We start from the raw sequence: 22685 nt of genomic DNA on the forward strand, positions 1-22685 counted from the left end.
GGGGAAGCGGCCCCTCCGGCCAGAACGATACCCCGTCGTCCGCGTTATCGGTAGCCGGCTCGATCAACCATTCGGGAATAGATGGCCGTAGTCCGCGTACGCCATCGCGACGTCGGCCTGGGCCCAGAAGCGGTGGTACGTGAACGTCGGTGCCGCACCACCATCCAGGTAGGACTGGACCTTGGCCCAGTCCGGGTCCCGCTTGTAGAACGACCGGATGTCGACGAAGCTCTTGCCCGGCGCGATCACGTCACCGTTGGGCATGTCGCCGGTCCAGCCCGGCGGCAGGTAGAGACCCTGCCCGGTGCTGGAGCTGTAGACGTCGTCGAACCGCCGGTAGTCCTCACGGGTCTCAGGCGTCACGACACCCCGCGCGTCGCTGTTCGCGTACAACGCGTCGATCAGGCCCTTGGCCCCCGTCTTGGCGGCGGCGTTCCCGGCCCGAGCGGCGTAGTACATCAGCGTCCGCGCGTACGCGGCGGCGACGCCCACGTCGCGACCCTTCTTCGTGACGGTCACGTGCAGGTTCGAGTTGGCGGCGGGCGACGACGGGTTCCAGGTCGCCGGCGCGCCGCTCCACGTCATGTCGGACGGGATCTCGAACGACCCGCCGGTGCCGATCGTGGTGTTCGCCAGGGCCCACGGCACCCACTTGTCGAGCAGCGCCTTGGCCTTCGCGTTGCCGGTCGCGTAGTACAGCTCGGCGATCCGGTGCATCGACCAGACCTGCATGCCGAACCACTGGTTCGACGGCGGGTCGTGGTAGACGGGGTCGACGTCGTAGAACATGCCGTAGAACGTGGGCGTGCCCGAGGGCGGCGTTCCGTACGAGCCGTCCCAGCTGTTCGTCGCACCGCCGGCGATGCCGCCCTCGGCCGACTGCAGCCACTGGTAGAACTCGAGCTGGCGGTCGAAGCTCTTCTGCCAGTCCGAGACCGCCGACGGCGAGCGCGGCTTGAGCTCGTTGACGTTGGTCAGCGCCCAGGCCGCCATCGGGTTCTGGTAGCCGAAGTGGTTGTGGCTGGAGCCGATCCGCCACGACCAGCCGGCGTTCGGGTCGGTCGCGCCGCCCCAGGCGTAGTACCAGGACATCAGGTAGTGCGCCGAGTCCTTGCCGGAGCCGGCCGGGCACGTCGTGGCGCCGACGCAGTTGCCGATCCGCTTGAAGTACTTGTCGAACATCGCGTACCGCAGGTAGTCGCCCATCTTGGCCGCCTTGGCCACGGTGGCCGAGACGTCGGCGGCCCGGCCCTGCGCGGTCGCCCACGTCAACGCCCAGTACGCCGCCTCGATCGCCCGCGCGTCGGCGTCCGGCGCGTTGGTGTACTTCCACTGCTTCGCCGGCGCGTTGGACTCCTTGATCGAGATGTCCAGGAAGCCGGCCGGGCCACCATGCGCGAACGTGTCGCAGGACGGCTGCGGCACGGTCTCCCAGACGGACTCCTGCGGACCCCGCTGGAACGTGTTGATGTACGCGGGCCGCGTGGTCCCGTCGCCGCACCGGCCGAAGCCGTACGTGTTGTCGACGTCGAGCAGCCAGTGCATGCCGTAGATGTCGCCGGTGCCGTAGGTCGACTGGAGCTCCGAGCGCAGCGGGTCCTGCCCGACCGACACGTTGGGCTGCAACTGCGACGGGTACTGGCTGGGCAGGTTGTACTCGGCGGCGTACTGCGGCGTGCCGTTGACCCCTGCCGTGATCTGGTCGTTGTGCGACGGGATGATGTAGCGCTCCATCACCGTCCAGGCGTTGTTGAACGGCGCCCAGTTCTGGGTCACCCGGCCGTACTGCGCCTCGAGCCAGATCCAGAAGCTGAACGCCTCGGACGTCGTCTCGTGGCCGTGGTCAGGCGCCTCGACGATCAAAGTCTCGATCGAGTGGTACGGGACGCCCTCCTGGCTGAAGTACCCGGAGTTCTTGATCTTCCCGTACTGGTCCAGGAACCGGGTCACATACGTGTTGTCGCCACCGCCGCCGTCGTTGTCGATCTCGGTGACGGCGATCGCGACCGGCGCGTACCCGGTGGCGGACGCGGTGATCGTCGCCGAGCCGCCGACGGTGTCGGTGTCCTCGGCGGCCGCGATGGTCACCGGCACGCCCGTGCTCCAGTTGGAGCTCGTCAGCGTCACGCTGGTCGGCGAGACCGAGACGTCGGTGTCACCGCTGCGAGCCAGTGCGACGGTGACCGACGACGACGGCGCGGCGCTCAGCGTCAGGCGCGTCGACGACGTCCCGCCCTCGGCGACGGAGACGGACGTCGGGTTGGCCCGCAGCACCGGCCCGGAGGCCTGGCTGACGGTGAAGCTCGCCTCGTCGGTCGCGGTCAGGTTCGCGTTGTCATAGGCCCGGGCCTGCACCGTGTACGAGCCGGCGGGCAGATCCTCCAGCGTGTACCCGTACGGCGTGGTGGTGTCGGTGTTGACCAGCAGCCCGTTGCGATAGAACTCGACCTTGCTGACGGTCCCGTCGGGGTCGCTGGCGGTCGCGGAGAGCGCGACGTCGGCGGGCGCCTCGAACGGGCCGGCGGGCACGGTGAGGTCGACCGTCGGCGGCTGTTGCACGGGCGCGCCGCCGCAGGTCGTGCCGTTGACCGTGAAGGCCGTCGGGCGCGGGTTGCTGCCGCTCCAACTGCCGTTGAAGCCGATGCCGGTCGATCCGCCGGTCGGCAGGTTGCCGTTCCACGGCATGCTGGTCGCGGTGACCTGGTTGCCGGTCTGGCTCCAGGTGGCCGACCAGCCCTGGGTCACGCGTTGACTGCCGGGGAAGGCGAAACCGAGGGTCCAGCTGGTGATCGGGTCGCCGAGGTTGCGGATGGTGAGGTTGGCGGTGAAGCCGCCGGGCCAGTCGTTGGTCGCGTAGACCACGTCGCAGGCGACGGCGGCCTGGGCCGGACCGGCCGGCACGGCGACCGCGGCGGCGACCAGGGTGCCCGCGGCGAGCATGGCCACGGCGCGTCTGAGCCTGAGTCTCATGGAAGCGTTGTCTCCTCGCGGAAGCAGGGATGAGCGGCGCGTCCTGCCCGGGACGCGTGCGCGAAGGTCGGCTCCCAACCCGCGATTGGATCGACAGTCTTACATGGGAGCGCTCCCGCAAGCAAGCGCGGCGAACCGCGTACGGTGCGGGGCGCACGTGGTGTGATGGGTCGATGGACCGCGTCCTGGGCGGGGTGCTCGGCACCTTCGCCGTCGCGGCGATCCTGATCTGGCTGGGCCCCGCCCCGGCGATCACGTCGTGGTCGGCGCAGGCGGTGCTCGAGGCCACGTTCGCGTTTCTGGCGTGGCGCCTGTGGCGCAGACCCCGGCAGGACTCCGTCTGTCGGCGGTTCTGGGGCGCGGCCGCGATAGCCGGCGTGCTCAAGACCGCCGGTGGCGTCGTCCGCGCGGTCGACTTCGCCATCGAGCCGGCGAACGCGAGCACACACCGCACGGTGCCGACCCTGCTCATCGCCGCAGGCTCACTCGTGCTCCTGGTCTTCCTGCTGACCCGACCACCCGATCTGGTGGGGCGGGAGCGCATCCGGCTCTGGCTCGACGCCGCGATCGTGATGGTCGCGGCATCCGTCTTCGTCTGGAGCATCACGCTGACCGGCAGCGAGCAGGCCAAGGACACCAACGAGCTCGCGTGGTCGCTCTGCGGCTCGGTCATCATGATCGTCTCCGCGTTCGCGATCGTCCGGCTGCTGATGACCAAGGAGGCGCCGTTCAACCGGACGACCGGAGTGGTCCTCGCGACCGCGATCGCACTCTTCGGCGTGGAGCACGCGCTCAACCCGCAGCTCGCGGCCGCCGACTCGCGGGGCAGCTACGTGTTGCGGCTGGTGCCGGCGCTGATCCTGGCGATCTCGCCCTGCGTGGAACGGCTGCGCGGGACGCTCACGCGCTCGGTCGGGCCGCCGAAACGGACGCGGGTCACCACGCGGGTTCCGTTCATCGCGGTGGGCCTCGTCCAGCTCATGCTGATCATCCAGTTGCCGATCCAGGGGCTCACCATCAAGAGCTGGGGCACCGTGGTCGGCTCGGTGGTGCTCGTCGCCGTGGTCGCCGCACGGCAGAGCCTGGTGCTGATGGAGAACGAGCGGCTGGTGAGCCGACTGGACGAGAGCATCGAGGCGCTCGGCCGGCAGGAGGAGAAGCTGCGCCACGCCGCCAACCACGACCATCTGACCGGCCTCGCGAACCGGGCGTTCTTCGACCACCACGCCCAGCGGCTCGGCAACTCCGACGCCGGCCGGGGTCGGGCCGTGCTGCTGCTCGACCTCGACGACTTCAAGATGGTCAACGACACCCTCGGGCACCACGCCGGCGACGACCTGCTCAAGCTCACCGCGACCCGGCTGAGACGCAGCGTGCGGCCGGGCGACACGGTGGCGCGGCTGGGCGGTGACGAGTTCAGCGTGCTCCTGGCCGACGCGTCGGCCGAGGACGCCGTGGCCGCCGCCCATCGCATCCTCGGTGCCCTGAAGAAGCCGGTGCGGGTCGACGGCCGCACCCTGCGGCCAGCGGCGAGCGTGGGCATCGCGGCGAGCCACACCAAGCCGTTCGAGTCCCTGCTCCGCGACGCGGACGAGGCGATGTACGAGGCGAAGCGCCGCAACTCCGGCTTCTATCTGCACCCCGACTCGACGGCATAATCCGAAATTTTCGATCGTGTCCAGGGGGTTTCCCGCGCGCTGCGGGACGGCTACAGTCTGACCAACGTCGATGGGAGCGCTTCCATTGATGAACGTCAGAGTAGGCCGGCGACGGGCCAGCCCGGACTCCGTCGCCGGTCTCCGCTCCCTCTTCGAGAGGAGGTGGAACCACCGCCACTCGCGTGGCCCGGCTCCCGCGCGACACGCACGTCTGGTGCCAACCGAAGTGCGTGTATGTAACTGAGGTTGGGGGTGGGGTTGCCCTCCCCGCCCCCAACGCTAACTCTCGATTGTTACGGGCATGAATCGGTCGACAGGACAGGCGGCGACGCCCAACCGGTCGACCGTCTGCTTTGTCCGGCTTTTCAGCGTCCGGGGTTCCGGGACCGGGCAATTCGTTGTACGATCTTGGGAGCGCTCCCAGATCCCACCCCGAGGAGACCTGCGACATGACCGTGCTGACCCGCCGGCGCCTGCTGCGCCGCGCCGCTCTCTCGGCCACCGCGGCCACCGCCGCCCGCGTGTCCGTGCGCCCGGCCAGCGGAGTCGCCATCGCCGCGACGTCGCTGCTCGCCGCCGCCTGCGACCCCGACTCACCGGACGCCGACCCGAACCCCGAACGCCGGCTGGGACTGCGCTTCCCGGACGGCTTCCGCTGGGGCGCCGCGACCTCCGCGTACCAGATCGAAGGCGCCGCGAAGGAGGACGGCCGCGGTGCGTCCGTCTGGGACACGTTCAGCCACACGCCCGGCCGGACCCGCAACGGCGACACCGGCGACGTCGCCGCCGACCACTACCACCGCTGGGCGAACGACCTCGACCTGATGAAGGACCTGGGGCTACGCAGCTACCGGTTCAGCATCTCGTGGCCGCGGGTGCAGGCCGATGGCACCGGCAAGGCCAACCAGCGAGGGCTCGACTTCTACCGTCGCCTGGTCGACGGGCTGCACGAGCGCGGCATCGAGCCGATGGCCACGCTGTTCCACTGGGACCTGCCGCAGGCGCTGCAGGACCTGGGTGGTTGGGAGAACCGCGACGTCGCGTACCGGTTCGCCGACTACGCCGCCGCCGTGTTCGAGGCGCTGGGCACCGCCGTGCCGGTCTGGCTGACGATCAACGAGCCGAAGACCGTCGTGCAGAACGGCTACCTCGGCGGCCACCACGCTCCCGGGCTGCGTGACCCCGACGCGGCCTACCTGGTCGCGCACCATCTCCAGCTCGCGCACGGGCTCGCGGTGCGGGCCCTGCGGGCGGAGAGCGACGCGCGGATCGGGCCCGCGCTCAACCTGCACCCGTGCTACCCGGCCGACGACCGCCCCGAGACGGAGACGGCGACCCGGCTGTACGACGGGTACGAGAACCGGCTCTACCTCGACTCGATCCTGCGCGGCGCGTACCCGCAGGACGTGCTCGACGACCTAGGTCCGGACAGCCGGATGGTGCGCGGGATCCGCGACGGCGACCTCGCGGTCATCTCGTCGCCGGTCGACCTGCTGGCCGTGCAGTACTACACGCCGTACTACGTCACCGGCGGCGGCGACACCGAGACGCGCTGGCCGACCTCCGAGGCGTTCTGGCAGCAGATCTTCCCGGACGGGATGTTCGACATGCTGACCCGGATCACCCGCGACTACGGCCCGATCCCGCTGACCATCACCGAGAACGGCCTGCCGTGCCCGGACGAGCTCGGCAGCGACGGCACCGTCGACGACCCGGGCCGGGTCGAGTTCCTCCGCGACCACTTCGCCGCGGCACACCGCGCGATCGAGGCGGGTGTGCCGCTGGAGAGCTACCACGTGTGGTCGCTGATGGACAACTTCGAATGGGCCGAGGGGTACGAGCAGCGCTGGGGACTGGTCTACGTGGACTACCCGACGCAGCGCCGCATCCTGAAGCGCAGCGCCCACTGGTACAAGGGCGTGATCAGGGACAACACGGTCTAGTCAACGAGGCTGAGTTGGCTGAGCCGCTATCGCGGCAGTGCCTGCTGGAGCTCCTCGCGCAAGGCCGGCGTCAGCATCTCGCCGGCCTGCTTGGCCAGCCGGGCCATCTCGTAGCCGACCACGCCGATGTCGGCTTCCGCGCCGGCCAGCGTCGCCAGGATCGAGCCGTCACGGATGTGCATCACCAGGAAGTAGCCGCGGCCCATCTCGACGACCGTCTGCTTGACGTAGTCGTTGTCGAACATCTGGGCGGCGCCGCTGGTGATGCTCATGACGCCGGAGGTGACGGCGGCCAGCTTGTCGGCGTGCTCGCGCGGCAGGTGGTCGGAGACCGCGATGAGCAGGCCGTCCGAGGACACCACGATGGCGTGCGAGACGCCCGGGACCCGCTGGGCGAAACCGCTGACCAGCCAGCTCAGGTCGCGCGCCTCGCGGCTGAGCGTCGTCATCGTTGCTCCTGTTCTCCGCGCCGGGCCGGCGCGCTCGTCGGATCGTTCGGGTCCTCGGACTCGGCGCGCCGCACACCGCCGTAGAACTGGTTGAGCAGGCTGCCCACCGCTTCGGGGTCGGCCTCGCCGCGCGGCGCGGGGACCGGTGCGGCGCCGTTGCCGCCCGGGAGCTGGGCCATCGGCACCCGCAGGGGCAGGCCGGTCGGGCCCACTCCCCCGGTCGTCGGCGCGGCGGGCGCGGCGGCCGGCACGGCGGGCTGGGCGCGCGGTACGGGCGGCGAGCTGCTGCGGGAGAACCAGGAGACGCCCGCGTCGGAGCCGCTCGGGCGAGCCGCCGGCTCCGGCACCGGAACGACGGGGGCGGGCACCACGGGCGCCGCCGGGGCCGGCACGGCAGGCGCGGGGACGCCGGACACCGGGACGGCAGGTGCGGCGACGGCAGGCAGCTGAACCGTCGGCACGGAGAAGGCGGGCGCGGGCACGGTCGGTGCCTCCGGATAGCCGTTGCGGGCGGGGGTGTTCTCGATCGGAAGCGGGATCGGTCCCCCCGGCACCGCCGGCACCCCGCGGCCCGGTGTCGACAAGGTCAGCGCCGGAGCCGGCCCACCCGCCGCCGGCCCACCGGCCGACGGTGCCGGTTGGAGCGACGCGTGCGCGCCGGAGACCGCGGCCACCGCGGCCAGCATCGGACGCGCCGGCCGGTAGGGCAGCTCGGCCTGGTCGTGCACGAGGAGCTCGGCCGGCAGCCGCACGACGGCGATCACCCCACCGCGCCGGCCGGCCCGCAGCTCGACCCGGACGCCGTGCCGGGCCGCCAGGTGGCTGACCACGAACAGGCCCATCCGCTCGGACGCGGCGACGTCGGCGGTCGGTGGCGCGGCCAGCGTCGCGTTGGCCTCCGCCAGCGCCGCCGGGGACATGCCCAGGCCGTCGTCGACGATCTCGACGACCGTGCCGACGCGCGAGCCGCCCTGCGCGTACACGTGCACGGTCGTCGTCGGCGGCGAGAACACGGTGGCGTTCTCCAGCAGTTCGGCGAGCAGGTGCACCAGGTCGCCGACGACGTGGCCAATCACGTGGACCGGGTCGATCCCCTCGTGCCGGACCCGGGGGTACGACTCGATCCCGGCCACCGCGGCCAGCACGACGGCCGGCAGCGCGACGGGGTCGCTCCAGCGGCGCGTCGACTCGATGCCGGCCAGCACGAGCAGGCTGTCGTCGTTGCGGCGCATGCGGGCGGCCAGGTGGTCCAGCTTGAACAGGTTCTCGAGCTGCTCCGGGTCGCTCTCCTCACGCTCCAGCTCGTCGAGGAGCTCCAGCTGGCGCTCGACCAGCACCTGGCTGCGGCGGGCCAGGTTGACGAACATCGCGTTGACCGTGCGGCGCATGGTGGCCTGCTCGACGCCGACCGCGATCGCGCTGTGGTGCACGGCCATGAAGGCCTCGGCCATCTCACCGATCTCGTCCCGTGACTGGATCGGGTTCGGCCAGACCTCGATCCGCGGCACCGAGCCACCCATCGTGCGCAGGCGGTCCAGCGCGTCGGGCAGCTGCACCTGGGCGATCTGCAGCGCGTGGGTCCGCAGGGTGCGCAGCGAGCGGCCGATCGAGCGACCGACCACGATCGAGGCGAGCACCGCGATCACCAGGACGAGCAGGATGCCGCCGGCGACCAGGAGGCTGTCGCGCAGCTGAGCGGTGCTGCTGTCGCCGGCCGCCTCGGCGGCGTCGGCGTTGACCCGCTCCTCCACGGTGCGCAGCTTGGCGGCGCGGTTCTGGCTGGCCGCCCACCACGCCTCGGCGGGCAGCACCCGCGGCGCCCGGGCGGTGCCGATGGTCTGCTCCTCCAGCCGGGTCGCCTCGACGAAGTCCTGCAGCGCCGACGTGTCGTCGTACATGGTGACCTGGGCGGGTGTCGCGGTCAGCCGGAAGTCGGCCAGCGCGGCGAGCTGCTGCGCGCGCAGGTCGGAGAGGGTGACCAGGTCGTCGGGGCCGTACCCGCCGGCCATCGACGCGGCGAAGATCCGGGCCCGGGCCCGCGAGGCCAGCTCCTTGACCCGGGCGATCTGCACCGAGCGGAGCACCGCCTGGGACAGCTCCGGATGCTGCGCGCCCGGCGAGGGTTCGGCCAACAGGGCCACCAACGCGTCGATCAGCCGCGTGTACGTGTCGAAGACGGTCTGCGGTGTCGCACTGCCGCCCGCCGCGGTGCGCAGGGTCGGGAGCTGGTCGATCAGCTCGATCGTGCGGCCGTAGGCGACCTGCCAGGAGACGTCGCCGCCGAGCGCCGGATCCGCCGCCGCGCGGAACCTGGTCGCCGCCGTGTCGACCGCGGTCTCGTAGGGGCGCAGCACGTTGCTCAGCCGGCCGGGGTCGGGCCGCCCGCCCGGGTCGAGCGGCGCGGCCAGCTCACCGGCGGTGCGGTCGCGCTCCTGCTGCAGGGCGTCCATCAGCGCGGCGATCTCGTCGGCGACGCCCGCCTCGGCGGAGAACTGGCCGAGCGTGTTGGCCTGGGTGAACAGGGTGCGCGCCTGGAAGCCGGCGAGCAGCAGGAAGGCCACGGTCGGGACGATCAGGACGGCCGTCAGCTTGGTGGCGATGCGCCAGTCGCGCAGGCGATAACGGGAGTACGGCCGATGCGTAGCGAGTCTCGTCTCGGCACCCTGCCGGCGATGGTGCGGCACGGCGCCTGTCGGCTGCCCGGTCGCTCCTGCCACCAGTGTCCTCCTCGTCGCCCCAGCGCCGGCCACACCGGGAAACCCGTTCATCCAACCAGGCGGCGCGGCGGCGCGCACGGGGGCAACCGCCCAGTGTGGCCACCATGAACGCGAGGTGGAGGGGCGAGCCGCCCGTCCGGCGGCTCAAACTCGTCCGTCCGGTTGGATCATCCTCGCAGAGAGATCACCAAGGGGTCGAGTCACCCGGGTGGGTTGGTCCGCCCGTCCGAGCGCGACCAGGGCCGCTCCGCTGCAACCCACCTCGGGATCGTCGACGTGCGCCACCTCGCGCGGGGTGAGGGCCAGCTCGAACGCCCGTCGCCACCAGGGTGAGGCGGCGATCGCGCCACCGCCGAGGGTGACCGCGACCCGATGGTCGACGGTGGACTCCAGGACCTCCAGGTCGGCGACCACCATCGTGCAGACGCCGGCCATCAGCCCGGCGAACATCTCGGTGGCGGTCGTGCCGAAGCCGATGCGGCGCAGCTCGCCGGAGCCGGCCGGCGCGGTGCCCGGCGGCCGGTCGCCGCCCAGCCGCGGGTCCGCCAGCGCGCCCGAGAAGGGCGCGATGCCCGCGAGCGTCTCCTCCAGCGCGTCGCCCTCCGGGAGGCGGAGCTCGCGCCGGGCCCAGGCGAACAGGTTGCCGCCCGCCGAGTACGCGGCGCCGGTCACGACGCGGTGGTCGTCGACCCGGTAGCGCCAGAGGCGGTGCGGCAGCGGCGGCAGGGTCACGCCGCGCGGCGCCTGCTGGACCAGCCGCACGGCCGCGGAGGTGCCCACGGTGACGGCGGCCCGGGTCTCGTCGACGCAGCCCGAGCCGATGTTGGACGCGGCACCGTCGCCGACGGCCGGCGACCAGCGCGCGTCGGCGAGCTGGGGCCAGCGACGGGCGTACTCGGGCCGGAGCCGGCCGTGCCAGCCGAGCGGCGCGAGGGTCGGTACCTGCCCGGTGCCGACGCCGGCGATCTCCAGCGCCTCCGGGTCCCACTCCATGGCCGCCAGGTCGAGCATCCCGGTGCCGGACGCCTGCGACACCGACATCGGCGCCTCGCCGAGCAGGTCGGCCAGGATGTACTCCACCAACCCCGTGTAACGGGCCGGCGCCAGCCCCAGGTCGCGCAGCCAGGGCAGCTTGACGGTCCAGTAGAAGCGGTGCCACCACGCGCCCGTGCGCTGGTGGAAGGCCTCCGGGTCGAGCGGGCCGGTGGCGCCCTCGGGCGGGGTGGGGCGGGTGTCGAGCCAGGTGACCACGGGGCCGAGCGGGCGGCCGGCGCCGTCGAGCGGGAGCACCGAGTGCCACTGCGCGGACGCCGCGACCAGCCCGATCTCGTCGAGGTGCCCGGCCTCGGCCAGCTCGTCGAGGCAGGCGCACAGGGCCGCCAGGTATTCGTCGGCGTCCAGCGTCGCGGTGCCGCTGTCGTCGGCGGCGATCGACAGGTCGAAGCCGCGCCGGGCCAGCGCGCCGGGGTGGGCCCGCACCCGGTCGTCGAAGACCATCGCGCGCACCGACGAGGTGCCCAGGTCAAGGGCGAGAACGTTCATCGCCCGCCACGGTACCCCGCGCGTTCCCTTCCGAATCGGGCACGCAGCCGGTACCTTGGCGACCGTGCACGCGCGATTGAGCATGTGGTGGCCCGCCGACCCGGCGGCCCACTTCCGCGCGTAACCATCCGACGCGGCCGCCCTCGAGGCGGCCCGCTTGCCGGTTTCCCGCTCGACGGCACCCGCCCGAGCCCTGAGGAAGCCGCCATGCAGATCGATCAGCACCGCCCGTTCGCCCTGGTCCGCCGGGAGGGCGCCGACCACGTCAACGTGTACGCCGGACCGGTCCGGACGCTCAGCACGCTCGCCGAGCTCCCGATCCCGTCGCTCGCCGTCGTCCCCTACCGCCAGATCGCCGAGCGCGGCTTCGACGCCGTCGACGACGGCGTACCCCTGGAATGCCTGTCGATCGAGACCCATGACCTGGTGCCGCTCGCGGACCTCCTCGCGGCGCTGCCCGACGCCCCGGTCCGGACCGCCGGGCCGACCGGCTTCGACGTCTCCGACGAGGACTACGCGGCCACGGTGTCCCAGGTGCTGGCCGACGAGATCGGCCGGGGCGAGGGCGCGAACTTCGTCATCCACCGCGCCTTCACCGCCCGGGTCGAGGGCTCGCCGGTGGCGGCGGGGCTGGCCGCGTACCGCCGGCTGCTGCTCGACGAGCGGGGCGCGTACTGGACCTTCCTCGTGCACACCGGCACCCGGGTGATCGTCGGCGCCTCGCCGGAACGGCACGTCTCGGTCGAGGACGGCCTCGTCATGATGAACCCGATCTCGGGCACCCACCGGCACGGCTCCGGCGTCGACCTGCTGGAGTTCCTCGCCGACCCGAAGGAGATCGACGAGCTCTACATGGTGCTCGACGAGGAGCTGAAGATGATGGCCACGGTCGCCGAGACCGGCGGCCAGGTGGTCGGGCCGTCGCTCAAGGAGATGGCGCACCTCACCCACACGGAATACCTGCTGGCCGGGCGGTGCACCCGGGACGTGCGGGACGTGCTGCGGGAGACGATGTTCGCGCCGACGGTGACCGGCAGCCCGATCGAGAACGCCTGCCGGGTGATCGCCCGGCACGAGCGGCGGGGCCGGCGCTACTACGCCGGGGTGCTGGCGCTGCTCGGACACGACGCGCAGGGTCGGCAGACGCTGGACGCGCCGATCCTGATCCGCTCGGCCGAGCTCACCGCCGAGGGCGACCTGCGCGTGCCCGTGGGTGCCACGCTGGTCCGGCACTCGACCACCGCGGGCGAGGTGGCCGAGACGCACGCGAAGGCGGCCGGGATCCTCGCGGCGCTCGGCCTCGTGCCGCCGCGCTCGGTAAAAGGCGCGCCGGTTTCCCGGGCGGCCGACCCCGAGGTGCAGACGCTGCTGGCCGCCCGCAACACACACCTGGCGCGGTTCTGGCTCGACGAGCGCCCGGACCCGCGGGCGCTGGTGGTGCCGGCGCTGGCCGGGCGGCGGGTGGTCGTGGTCGACGCCGAGGACACCTTCACCGGCATGCTCGCGCACCAGCTCCGCGCCCTCGGCGTACACGTCGACGTGGTGCCGTGGACCGCGCCCGCCTGGGGCGACGCCGACCTGGTGATCGCCGGACCCGGCCCCGGCGACCCCACCGACCCGGCGTCGCCGAAGATGGCCGCGATGCGCGCCGTGGTCATCGCGCGGCTGGTCGACGGCCGCCCGCTGCTCGGTGTCTGCCTCGGCCACCAGATCCTGTCGTCGCTGCTGGGGCTGGGCATGCACCGGCGGCAGGCCCCGTACCAGGGCGTCCAGCAGGTGGTCGACCTGTTCGGCACCCCGCGCCGGGTCGGCTTCTACTCGACCTTCACCCCGACCGCGCCGGCCGACTCCCTGGTGACCTCCTATGGCCTGGTCGAGCTGGCCCGGGCCGCCGACGGCACCGTGCCCGCACTGCGCGGACCGACCTTCGCCGGCGTGCAGTTCCACCCCGAGTCGGTGCTCAGCGAGGACGGGCTGACGGCCCTGACCGATCTGCTGCTGCACGTGCTCGCCCCGGTCCCGTCGGCATAGTCGCGACATTCCGGGGTACGGCTTCTCCCAAGCTGGTGGGTCGGGCAGGTCCGAGAGCCCCTGCCCGGCCCACCGGCGTGTCCACCGGTCGACCGACACCGTGGTTCCGTCCCCCGGTCGTCCCGCGCGGGTCCCGCGGCGGCGAACCATCGAAGGCATGACAGACGACGCGGTACGCGTGCGAGGGCTGCGGAAGTCCTATCGCGACACGGTGGCGGTGGACGGGCTCGACCTGACCATCGCGCACGGCGAGGTGCGGGCGTTGCTCGGGCCCAACGGCGCCGGCAAGACCAGCACGGTGGAGATCCTGGAGGGGCATCGGCCGCGCGACGGCGGCGACGTCTCGGTGCTCGGCGTGGACCCGGCCGAGGCCGGCGTCGCCTGGCGGCGCGAGATCGGGATCGTGCTCCAGTCCACGGCCGACGGTGCCGAGCTCACCGTGGCCGAGCTGATCGGGCACGTGGCCCGCTACTTCCCGCGGCCGCGCGGGCTCGACGAGACGCTCGCGCTGGTCGGGCTCGCGGACAAGCGGGACAGCCGGATCCGCAAGCTCTCCGGCGGCCAGCGACGGCGGCTCGACGTCGGTCTCGGCATCGTCGGGCGGCCCCGGCTGCTCTTCCTCGACGAGCCGACCACCGGGTTCGACCCGGTCGCCCGGCGGCAGTTCTGGTCGACCGTGCGCGGCCTCGACACCACCGTGCTGCTCACCACCCACTACCTCGAGGAGGCGGAGGCGCTGGCCGACCGGGTCACGGTGATCGCCGACGGACGGGTGGTCGCGGAGGGCACGCCGGACTCGCTCGGCGCCCGGCAGGTCGCCACCGTCGTGTGGCGGGACGGCCGCGAGCAGACCGCCGACCCCGCCGCCGTGGTGGCCCGGCTCAGCGCCGCGTACGGCGGCCAGGTGCCGGGCCTGTCGGTCACCCGCCCGTCCCTGGAGGACGTCTACCTCGACCTGATCGGAGGCTCCCGATGACCACCCTCGGTCTCGGCTCGGCGCGCGCGGGCATCGAGCTACGGCAGTTCTGGCGGGAGCGCGACGCCGTCGTGTTCACCTTCGCCCTGCCGGTCGTGCTGCTCACGCTGCTCGGCTCGCTGTTCAGCGGGGTCTACCCCGGCAGCCCGGTGACCTCCGCCCAGTACCTCGTCCCGTCGATGATCGCGGCCGGGGTCGCCTCGGCCACCTTCGTCAACCTCGGCGTCGGCATCGCCACCGATCGGGACGACGGGACGCTCAAGCGACTGCGCGGGTTGCCGACGCCGCCGCTGTCGTACGTGATCGGCAAGATCCTGCTGGTCGCCGTCGTGACGGCGGCCGAGGTGCTGGCGCTGTTGCTGATCGGCGTGCTGCTCTTCGACCTGCCGGTGCCGTCGGACCCGTCCCGCTGGCTCACGTTCGGCTGGGTCTTCACGCTCGGCGTGGTGGCGTGCAGCCTGCTCGGGGTCGCCGCGAGCGCGTTGGCCCGGTCAGCCCGCAGTGCGGCGGCCGTGATGAACCTGCCGTACGTCGTCCTCGCGTTCTTCTCGGGCATCTACTACACCCCGGTCGGCGCGCTGCCGGACTGGGTGATCCGGATCGGCTCGGTGTTCCCACTCAAGTGGATGGCGCAGGGCTTCCGGTCGGTGTTCCTGCCGGACAGCGTGCTCCCGTACGAGGTCGTGCGGTCATGGGAGCATGGGCGCACCGCTCTCGTGCTCACCGCCTGGTGCATCGGAGGACTGGTGTTATGTCTGACCACGTTCCGCTGGCGCGGCCGGCAGACGAGCTGACGTCGGCGTGGGCGGCCCGGTTCCACTGGTACGACGCGTACTTCGCGGTGGTCGGGGTCGGTGTCTCGGTGTTCGTGCTGCAGACCGCCGACTCGGCCACGCGCGGCTGGGGTGCTGTCGGCCTGCTGGGCGGGATCGCGGTCCTCTACACGCTGGTCGGCCGCCGCTTCATGCGCGACGAGGACTACGGCTGGGTCGGCGTGGCCTATCTCGCCGGTGCGTTCGTGCTGTACGCCGGGGCGGTCGTCCTGGTCGGCAGCGCCTCGTTCGCCCTGTTCGCCCTCTGTCCACAGTGCTTCATGTGCCTAGGTGCCAAGCCTGGCGTGGCCGCCGCGACCGCGTTCACCGGCGTGCACGTGGTGGTGCTCTGGTTCGCGGAGCGCGACTGGGGCCTGATCGCCGAGCTGCTGCCGACCGCCGTGATGATCGTCGTGCTGACCTCGATCTTCGGCATCTGGTCGCAGCGGATCCTCGCCCAGAGCGAGGATCGGGCCGCGCTGGTCCGCGAGCTGGCGGCCTCCCGGGCGGAGGTCGGTCGGCTGAGCACGCTGGCCGAGCGCCAGCGGCTGGCCGGCGACATCCACGACACGATCGCGCAGGGGTTGTCCAGCGTGGTGATGCTGATCCAGGCCGCGCGGGCCGAGCCGGACCCGGTGCGGGCCGACGGGCACCTGGCGCTCGCGCTGGACACCGCCCGCGACAACCTCGGCGAGGCCCGCGCGCTGGTGGGTGCGCTGACGCCGGCCCTGCTCGACGGCCGCTCGCTCGTGGACGCGATCCGCCGCCTCGCGCCGTCGGTCGCGGTCCGCGGCGATGTCCGTCCACTGTCGACGGGGGTGGACGTGGTGCTGCTGCGGGCCGCGCAGGAGGCGCTGACCAACGTGGGCAAGCACGCCGTCGGTCCGGCCGCGGTGTCGTTGGAGTACGGTCCGGCGGCGGTGACGTTGACGGTGTGCGATGCGGGGCCGGGCTTCGATCCCGCCGCCGTCGGGCCCTCCGGCTACGGTCTGTCCGGCATGCGGGCCCGGGTCGCCCAGGTGGGCGGCTCGTTGACGGTCGACTCGGCGCCGGGCGGCGCGACCACGGTGCGGGTGGAGGTGCCGGCGTGATCACGGTGTTGCTGGTCGACGACCATCCGGTGGTGCGGGCCGGCGTCCGTGGCCTGCTGGCCGGCGAGCCGGACGTCTCGGTGGTCGGCGAGGCCGCGTCCGGCGAGGAGGCGGTGACGGCGGTCCGGGCCCTGCGGCCGTCGGTGGTGCTGATGGACCTGCGCCTGCCGGGCCTCGACGGGGTCGGCGCGACCGCCCAGGTGCTGGCCGCGCTGCCCGCGACGCGGGTCGTCGTGCTCACCACGTACGAGACCGACGCCGACATCCTGCGCGCGGTCGAGGCCGGTGCGGCCGGCTACCTGTTGAAGGACGCCTCCCGCACCGACCTGGTGGCGGCGGTGCGGTCGGCGGCCCGGGGCGAGACGGTGCTGAGCCCGTCGGTGGCCACCCGCCTGCTGCACCGGGTGCGCCACCCGCGCGCTGAGAGCCTGTCGGCGCGGGAGGTCGAGGTGCTCGGGCTGGTCGCCCGCGGCCTGTCCAACGGCGAGATCGCCCGCTCGCTGCACATCAGCGAGGCGACGGTGAAGACCCACCTGCTGCGGGCCTTCGCCAAGCTGGGCGTCAACGACCGCACGGCCGCCGTCACCACCGCGATGGCCGCCGGGTTGCTCTGATCGGAACCGGCACGGTCGCGGGCACGTCGCAGTAGGTGTGAAGCCACGCCTGCTCGCACTGATCCTGCTGACCGGCCTGTTCATCACTCCCCTGGCCGGCTGCGCCGAACCCGCCTTCGACCCGGTCGAGCCGGAGCCGGACGACGGGCCCGCCTATCCGGGCCGCTACCGCGTCAGCGGGATGGTGCTGGAGAACGCCGAGCACGGCCCGCAGCTGTGCCGAGGTGCCCGGGAGTCTTTCCCACCGCAGTGCGAGGGGCTCGACATCGTCGGCTGGTCCTGGGACGGCCTCGAACACGACGACCGCGCCGGCGTCCGCTGGGGCACGTTCGAGATCGTGGCCACCTTCGACGGCGAGCGCCTCACGCTGGTCGAGCCGCCGCAGCCGCCGACTGTCCAACGGCCCGGTCCCGAGCCCGACTTCACCACCCCGTGTCCCCCGCCGCCGGGTGGTTGGCGGGTCGTCGACGAGGCGAAGGCCACGGCGGACGCTTACCAGGAGGCGGTCCTGCTGGCCGACGCGGCACCCGACGCGGCCGGCGTCTGGATAGACCAGAACGGGGGTGAGAACGACCCGCGCAAGCTGGTGCTCAACGCCCGCTTCACCCGCGACCTGGCCGGGCACGAGGCCCGGTTGCGCGCGGTCTGGGGTGGAGCCCTCTGCGTGTCACGGGCGGCGCGGTCGACCGCCGAGCTCAACCGCATCGCCGCCGAGCTTTCGGGTGAGCCGGGCATCCTGAGCGCCGGCGCGGACATCCTGACGAACCAGGTCGCCGTCGAGGTCTACGTCGCCACCGACGCCCGCCGGGAGGAGTTCGACGCCCGCTACGGGGTCGGCGTGGTCCGGCTGCGCGGTTTCCTGGAGCCGGCGTAGGACCCGGTCCCAGGTGCCGTCGTCCGCCCAGCGGCGGTGCCGTTTCCAGGCGGTCTGCCACGCGCCGAACCGGGGTGGCAGGTCGCGCCACGCGATGCCGGCCCGGTCGCGGTAGAGGATCGCCTCCACGACCTGCCGCTGCGGTGCCGGCGGGCGGCCGACGGCGGACCGGGCCGGCGGCAGCAACGGGCGGATCCGGGCCCACTGGTCGTCGGTGAGCAGGAGCCCAGGGGTGGCCGTTGGGGTCGGCAACGGGGTCTGGCCGGCCGCCGCGCCGAGCAGGGCCACCGCGGCGGCGATACCCGTCTCCGCCACGTCCCGGACGTCGCCGCCCTCCTCCAGGACCGTGGCGGTCAGCTCGCGCAGGCCGCCCAGGATGACCAGGGCGAGCTCGCGGGAGACCGGCGCGATGCCCGCGCGGCGGAACGGCTCGTGGCCGGTGAGCCGCTGCACCAGGTCGGCGAGGGCGTTCATCGAGTCGCGCCGGACCCGACCGGCGACCGGGCCGAGCGACGGGAACTCGCGGATCCAGCACAGCGACAGCTCCGGGCTGGCCGTGACGTGCGTGATGTAGGCCAGCACCGCCTGCCGCGTCTGCGCCGGCCACGGCGCCGTCGGGTCCACGGCGGCGACGATCCGCCGCATCAGCGCGCCGTTGGCCGCCTCCATCAGGGCCAGCAGGCTTTCGTCCTTCGTCGCGTACACCTGGTAGAACGTGCTCCGGGAGGCCCGCGCGTGCCGCACGATGTCGGCGATCGTCGTCTCCCGGTAGCCGCGCTCCTCGATCGCCCGGTGCAGCCCCTTGAGCAACCGCTCCCGGACCGGGTCGTCGGTCACCGCCGGCGCAGTGCGGCGACGATGTCGAAGTAGCGGGTCGGCGCCAGCCGGGCCAGCGCGTCGACCACGTAGGCGTCCGGGCCGACCAGGATGCGCGCCTTGCCCCGGTCGACTCCCTTGTGGATGATCGCGGCGGCCCGCTCGGGCGTGGTCCGGGCGATCGCGTCGAACTCGGCCGCGATCTGCTCGTGCGTGCGCCCGCGGCCCTCGGGGTCCGACCGGAACCGGGCGTTACGCGCGATGTTCGTCTTCACCCCACCCGGGTGTACGGTCGCCGCCCGCACCCCGGTGCCGCGCAGCTCCTGCCGGAGCGCCTCGGTGAAGCCGCGCACGGCGAACTTCGCGGCGCAGTACGCGCTCTGGTACGGGACGCCGATCAGCCCGTACACGCTGGAGGTGTTGACGATCGTGCCCGAGTCCTGGGCGACGAGCGCCGGCAGGAACGCCCGGACGCCGTTGACCACTCCCCGGAAGTTGATGTCGTGCAGCCAGTCGTCGTCGGCCGGCACGGCGCCGAGCACCGACGAGCCGATCGCGACACCCGCGTTGTTGAACACCGCGCCGAGGTCCGCCGGGGCCCACTTCTTCACCTCGGCGGCGAACTCTGTCACGGCGGCCGCGTCGCGGACGTCGAGCACGTGGCGCAGCACGGGCCCCGTCAGGTCGGCCGCGGTCTCCTTGAGGCCGTGCTCGTCCACGTCGGCCATCGCCACCGGACAGCCCGCCGCCGACAGCCGCCGCGCCAACGCCCGGCCGATCCCGGACGCCGCGCCGGTGACGACGACCGTGCGCCCGCTCAGCGGGTCAGGCCGGGACATCGGCGGGCCTGTCCTGTGCGTGCCCGGCGATCAGCTCGGTCAGCCGGGGCCAGGCGCCGGCCGGGAGGTCGTGCCCGAGGCCGGGGATCACGACGAGCCGCGAGCCCGGGATCGTCTCGTGGGTGACGCGGCCGCCGCTCGGGTGCACCATCCGGTCGCGGTCGCCGTGCACGACCAGCGTCGGCACCGTGACCTCGCGCAGCTCGCTGGTCCGGTCACCGGAGGCGTAGATAGCGGCTAGCTGCCGGCCCACGCCGGCCGACGACCGGTCACGGTCCCAGGCCTCCCCCGCCCGCGCGCCGACGGCGGCCTCGTCGAAGGGGAAGCCGTGCGAGCCGATGTGCCGGAAGATCCGCACGGCCCGGGCGACGGCCTCGTCGCGGGTCCGCGGTGGGCGGCCCGCCAGCAGCCGCCACGTGGACCAAGCCGGGCGGCCCACCTTGCGCGCGCCGGTGGTCGACATGATCGAGGTCAGCGTGCGTACCCGGGACGGGAAGTGCACCGCCACCGTCTGCGCGATCATCCCGCCCATCGAGGCGCCGACCAGGTGGGCGCTGGGCAGGTCGAGCGCGTCGAGCAGCCCGGCGGTGTCGCGGGCCAGGTCGCCGAGGTGGTACGCGTCCGCCGGGATGCGGCCACGGACGACCTTGGTGATCGGCGGCGGCTTGTAGTCGGCGTGCGTCGACTTGCCGACGTCGCGGTTGTCGAACGCGATCACCCGATAGCCCCGCTCGGCCAGCAGGTCCCGGAAGCCCGGGGGCCACGAGAGCAACTGCATGCCGAGGCCGGCGACGAGGACCAGCGGTGGGCCGGCGGGGTCGCCCGTCTCCGTGTAGCACAGGCTGATCCCGCGCCCGACGTCCGCGAAACGTTCCTCGGTCACGCGCGTACCTCCATCCGGGCTCCTTCTGCTGGCTCCTGTCGCTTGTCGCGCCGGTGCAGGACGACTCGGCCGCCCTGGTGCGGGGCGTAGGCGACGCCGCGGGAATGCCACCGCTCCCCCGGCGCGTACGTCGTGCGCAGCTCGAAGTCGCGCAGCAGCGCGCGCAGGACCACGGTCATCTCCAGGTTGGCGAAGGCGGCGCCGACGCAGCGCCGGGTGCCGCCGCCGAACGGGATCCACGCGTACGTGGCGGGTTTGACGCCGACGAACCGGTTCGGGTCGAACCGTTCCGGGTGCGGGAACGCCTCGGGATCGTTCTGCACGAGGTCGATGCCGGCGAGCACGGTCCAGCCCTTCGGCACGTTGAACCCGTCGATGGTCAGGCCGTCCGCCAGCACCTTACGGGCGGTGTTGAGCACCACCGGCCGGCTCCGCTGGATCTCCAGGATGGTCGCGGCGAGCAGGTCTGTTCCGCCCTGGTCGAGGTCGTCGACGAGCGCGTGCAGGGCGGCCGGGTGGCGGGTGAGCCGTTCCACGGCCCAGGCCAGGGTGGTCGCGGTCGTCTCGTGCCCGGCGGCGAGCAGGGTCAGCAGCTCGTCGCGGACGTGCGCGTCGGACATCGGCGCGCCGTCCTCGTAGCGGCTCTGCAGCATCATCGAGAGGATGTCGTCGCCGGGCTCGCTCCTCGCACGGTCGATGAGGCGCTGCACGATGGCGTCGTACGCGGCGCGGTGTTCCCGCAGCTTGCGCCACGGGTTCCACGGGCCGATCGAGCGCTCCTTGAACGGGACGACGGCCATCCGCGACCCGTACGTGACGAAGAGCGGCAGCTTCTCGCGGAGCTCCTCGAACTCCGCGCCGCCGGCGCCGAAGACGGCCCGCAGGATCACGTTGAGGGTGATCCGCATGAACGGGGTCAGCGTGGCGAACTCCCGCCCCAGCGGCCAGGTGTCGGCCTCCTTGCGGAACTCCTCCTCGATCAGACCGGCGTACGCCTGCATGCGCTTGCCGTGGAACGGCGGCACGAGCAGCTTGCGCCTTTGCCGATGCGGCTCGCCGTCGAGCCCGAAGATCGAGCCGCTGCCCAGCATGCGGCTGAGGTTGGGCTGCGGCGTGCCGGCGATCTCGGGGCTGGCGGTGAACAGCTGCTTGAGCCTGGTCGGGTCGCTGATCACCAGCGTCTTGCCGAACGGCGGCACCTCGAGCACGAAGGTCGGGCCGTAGCGATCGCGCAGGGACAGCAGAAACCGCCGGCGGACCAGCACCATTCCGGCTGCCTGCCCCACTTTGGGAAACCGAACCACGGGTGGGTCCATACGTCCTCCTCTGGGGAGTACCGCCGCGTACCCGACACGAGCACGGTAGCCCCGCGCTCTTGGGAGGCACAAGGGTTGGTCTATGTCTCCAATGTGCTGGGGTTTGGAGACAACCGCTCGTAGAACGAATGCACCGCAGGCTGCCCGGTGTAGTTGGGCCCGGCCCGGTCGTCGGCGCCGCGGTAGGCGTACCGGAAGGTCACCTCGCGGTGGCCGTCGAGGGTGATCCGATGGCGCCGGCTGTCGTAGGCGAACCCGTGCTCGCGGAGCTCTCTGGCCAGCGGAAGGGGCTTGCCGTTCTCGCCTCGGATGCTCGCCAGGTCCAGGTCGGCCACGAGCCGGCCGGTGTCGGTGAGCCAGCTCGCGGCGCGGGCCAGCACTCCTAGCTTGTCGCCCACGTAGTGCAGGCCGTGCACGACGGTGATCAGGTCGAAGCGGCGGTCCGGCTGCCAGGTGGTCGCCGAGGCGCAGACCAGGGTGACCGCAGGGTGGCCGGGGTCGAAGTAGTCGACCAGGTCGACGCCGACCAGGTCGACCCGGTCGGTGAGGCTTTTCGCGGTTACCTCGGCGCCGGCCTGGAGCAGGGCGCGGCCCTGACCGCAGCAGAGGTCGAGCCAGGCGACGGTCGGGTTCTTCGTCAGGGCGGCCAGGAGGCGGTCGAGCGGGTTGAAGCCCAGGTCACGCGTGTAGCTGTTGGGGCCGGCGAGCTGGCGCTCCCGGTTCATCGCGACGTTGGCCACCACGGCCGATCGGGACAGCGTCTCGTCGTCCAGGAGCCCGGTCATCCGACGAGCTTAGACCACGTCTCATTTGGGGTTGTTTCTGGTCAGTAGGTTGAGGCGGACGGCTCGGCGGTAGCAGATCAAGGCGCAGGCCAGGGAGAGGAATCCGGTGTAGTGGGAAGCCTTGCGCTCGTAGCGGCGGGCCAGGCGACGGAACCGGCTGACCCATTCCAGGCAGCGTTCGATGACGTAGCGGTGCCGGCCGAGGTGAGTGGCCGATTCGATGCCTTTACGCGCGATCCGGGCGATCATGCCGCGCCGCCGGACTGCCTCGCGGCAGGACCGGTAGTCGTAACCCTTGTCGCCGTGGAGCTTGCCGGGCCACCGGCGGGGCCGTCCGAGCGGCTGCCGGACCGCACGCAGGCTGTCGAG

At 72.6% G+C, this 22685-nt stretch carries 17 protein-coding genes; 7 read left to right on the forward strand and 10 right to left on the reverse strand.

What is annotated here, in order from left to right; all coding sequences use genetic code 11:
• Positions 1 to 63: 63 nt before the first annotated feature.
• The gene (locus tag CHC05_RS25895) at positions 64 to 2940 is read right to left on the reverse strand and encodes a glycoside hydrolase family 48 protein (protein WP_245871224.1); all 2877 of its coding nucleotides are present in this window, start codon (positions 2938 to 2940) and stop codon (positions 64 to 66) included.
• A 203-nt stretch (positions 2941 to 3143) separates the two neighbouring features.
• Between CHC05_RS25895 and CHC05_RS25900 the strand changes: the two genes are divergently transcribed.
• Positions 3144 to 4628, forward strand: coding sequence for a GGDEF domain-containing protein (locus tag CHC05_RS25900; protein ID WP_179266371.1), 1485 nt, complete (start codon positions 3144 to 3146; stop codon positions 4626 to 4628).
• 449 nt (positions 4629 to 5077) lie between these two features.
• The gene (locus CHC05_RS25905) at positions 5078 to 6571 is read left to right on the forward strand and encodes a GH1 family beta-glucosidase (protein ID WP_089253158.1); all 1494 of its coding nucleotides are present in this window, start codon (positions 5078 to 5080) and stop codon (positions 6569 to 6571) included.
• Between the two features lie 26 nt (positions 6572 to 6597).
• Here the strand turns inward: CHC05_RS25905 and CHC05_RS25910 are convergent, their stop codons facing one another.
• The 3 genes from CHC05_RS25910 to CHC05_RS25920 all read right to left on the reverse strand — a co-directional run bounded on the left by CHC05_RS25910 (position 6598) and on the right by CHC05_RS25920 (position 11279).
• Positions 6598 to 7020, reverse strand: coding sequence for a roadblock/LC7 domain-containing protein (locus CHC05_RS25910; RefSeq protein WP_089253159.1), 423 nt, complete (start codon positions 7018 to 7020; stop codon positions 6598 to 6600).
• Positions 7017 to 9737, reverse strand: a complete 2721-nt coding sequence (locus CHC05_RS25915) for a sensor histidine kinase (protein ID WP_179266372.1) — start codon at positions 9735 to 9737, stop codon at positions 7017 to 7019. The genes CHC05_RS25910 and CHC05_RS25915 overlap by 4 nt, the downstream gene beginning before the upstream one ends.
• 144 nt (positions 9738 to 9881) lie before the next feature.
• The gene (locus CHC05_RS25920) at positions 9882 to 11279 is read right to left on the reverse strand and encodes an FGGY family carbohydrate kinase (protein ID WP_089253161.1); all 1398 of its coding nucleotides are present in this window, start codon (positions 11277 to 11279) and stop codon (positions 9882 to 9884) included.
• A gap of 207 nt (positions 11280 to 11486) precedes the next feature.
• Between CHC05_RS25920 and CHC05_RS25925 the strand changes: the two genes are divergently transcribed.
• From CHC05_RS25925 to CHC05_RS25945, 5 genes are all read left to right on the forward strand, one after another.
• Positions 11487 to 13310, forward strand: a complete 1824-nt coding sequence (locus CHC05_RS25925) for an anthranilate synthase family protein (RefSeq protein ID WP_089253162.1) — start codon at positions 11487 to 11489, stop codon at positions 13308 to 13310.
• 157 nt (positions 13311 to 13467) lie between these two features.
• Positions 13468 to 14286, forward strand: a complete 819-nt coding sequence (locus CHC05_RS25930; protein ID WP_089253163.1) for an ABC transporter ATP-binding protein — start codon at positions 13468 to 13470, stop codon at positions 14284 to 14286.
• Positions 14283 to 15080: an ABC transporter permease gene (locus tag CHC05_RS25935; RefSeq protein ID WP_089253164.1), complete on the forward strand. Its 798-nt coding sequence runs from the start codon at positions 14283 to 14285 to the stop codon at positions 15078 to 15080. Before CHC05_RS25930 ends, CHC05_RS25935 begins: the two co-directional genes overlap by 4 nt.
• Entirely contained in the window at positions 15038 to 16189 is a 1152-nt protein-coding gene (locus CHC05_RS25940; RefSeq protein WP_144022771.1) for a sensor histidine kinase, read from the forward strand. Before CHC05_RS25935 ends, CHC05_RS25940 begins: the two co-directional genes overlap by 43 nt.
• A complete protein-coding gene (locus CHC05_RS25945; protein ID WP_089253166.1) occupies positions 16186 to 16803 on the forward strand; it encodes a response regulator in 618 nt (205 codons plus the stop codon). The genes CHC05_RS25940 and CHC05_RS25945 overlap by 4 nt, the downstream gene beginning before the upstream one ends.
• 667 nt (positions 16804 to 17470) lie before the next feature.
• Here the strand turns inward: CHC05_RS25945 and CHC05_RS25950 are convergent.
• From CHC05_RS25950 to CHC05_RS25975, 6 genes are all read right to left on the reverse strand, one after another.
• Positions 17471 to 18514, reverse strand: a complete 1044-nt coding sequence (locus tag CHC05_RS25950; RefSeq protein WP_089253167.1) for a transposase — start codon at positions 18512 to 18514, stop codon at positions 17471 to 17473.
• Positions 18511 to 19332 carry an SDR family NAD(P)-dependent oxidoreductase gene (locus CHC05_RS25955; protein WP_089253168.1) on the reverse strand — a complete coding sequence of 274 codons (822 nt, stop codon included), beginning with the start codon at positions 19330 to 19332 and terminating at the stop codon, positions 18511 to 18513. Before CHC05_RS25955 ends, CHC05_RS25950 begins: the two co-directional genes overlap by 4 nt.
• Positions 19319 to 20215 (reverse strand): alpha/beta fold hydrolase, encoded by an 897-nt coding sequence (locus CHC05_RS25960; RefSeq protein ID WP_089253169.1) that lies wholly within the window; start codon positions 20213 to 20215, stop codon positions 19319 to 19321. Before CHC05_RS25960 ends, CHC05_RS25955 begins: the two co-directional genes overlap by 14 nt.
• Positions 20212 to 21519: a cytochrome P450 gene (locus tag CHC05_RS25965; RefSeq protein ID WP_218824681.1), complete on the reverse strand. Its 1308-nt coding sequence runs from the start codon at positions 21517 to 21519 to the stop codon at positions 20212 to 20214. The genes CHC05_RS25960 and CHC05_RS25965 overlap by 4 nt, the downstream gene beginning before the upstream one ends.
• 92 nt (positions 21520 to 21611) lie before the next feature.
• Entirely contained in the window at positions 21612 to 22316 is a 705-nt protein-coding gene (locus CHC05_RS25970) for a class I SAM-dependent methyltransferase (protein ID WP_089253171.1), read from the reverse strand.
• 21 nt (positions 22317 to 22337) lie between these two features.
• The coding region (locus tag CHC05_RS25975; protein ID WP_144022772.1) for a transposase at positions 22338 to 22685 on the reverse strand (348 nt) is incomplete at its 5' end.

The organism is Asanoa hainanensis (assembly GCF_900188485.1).
In the GTDB taxonomy this organism is placed as follows: Bacteria; Actinomycetota; Actinomycetes; order Mycobacteriales; family Micromonosporaceae; genus Asanoa; species Asanoa hainanensis.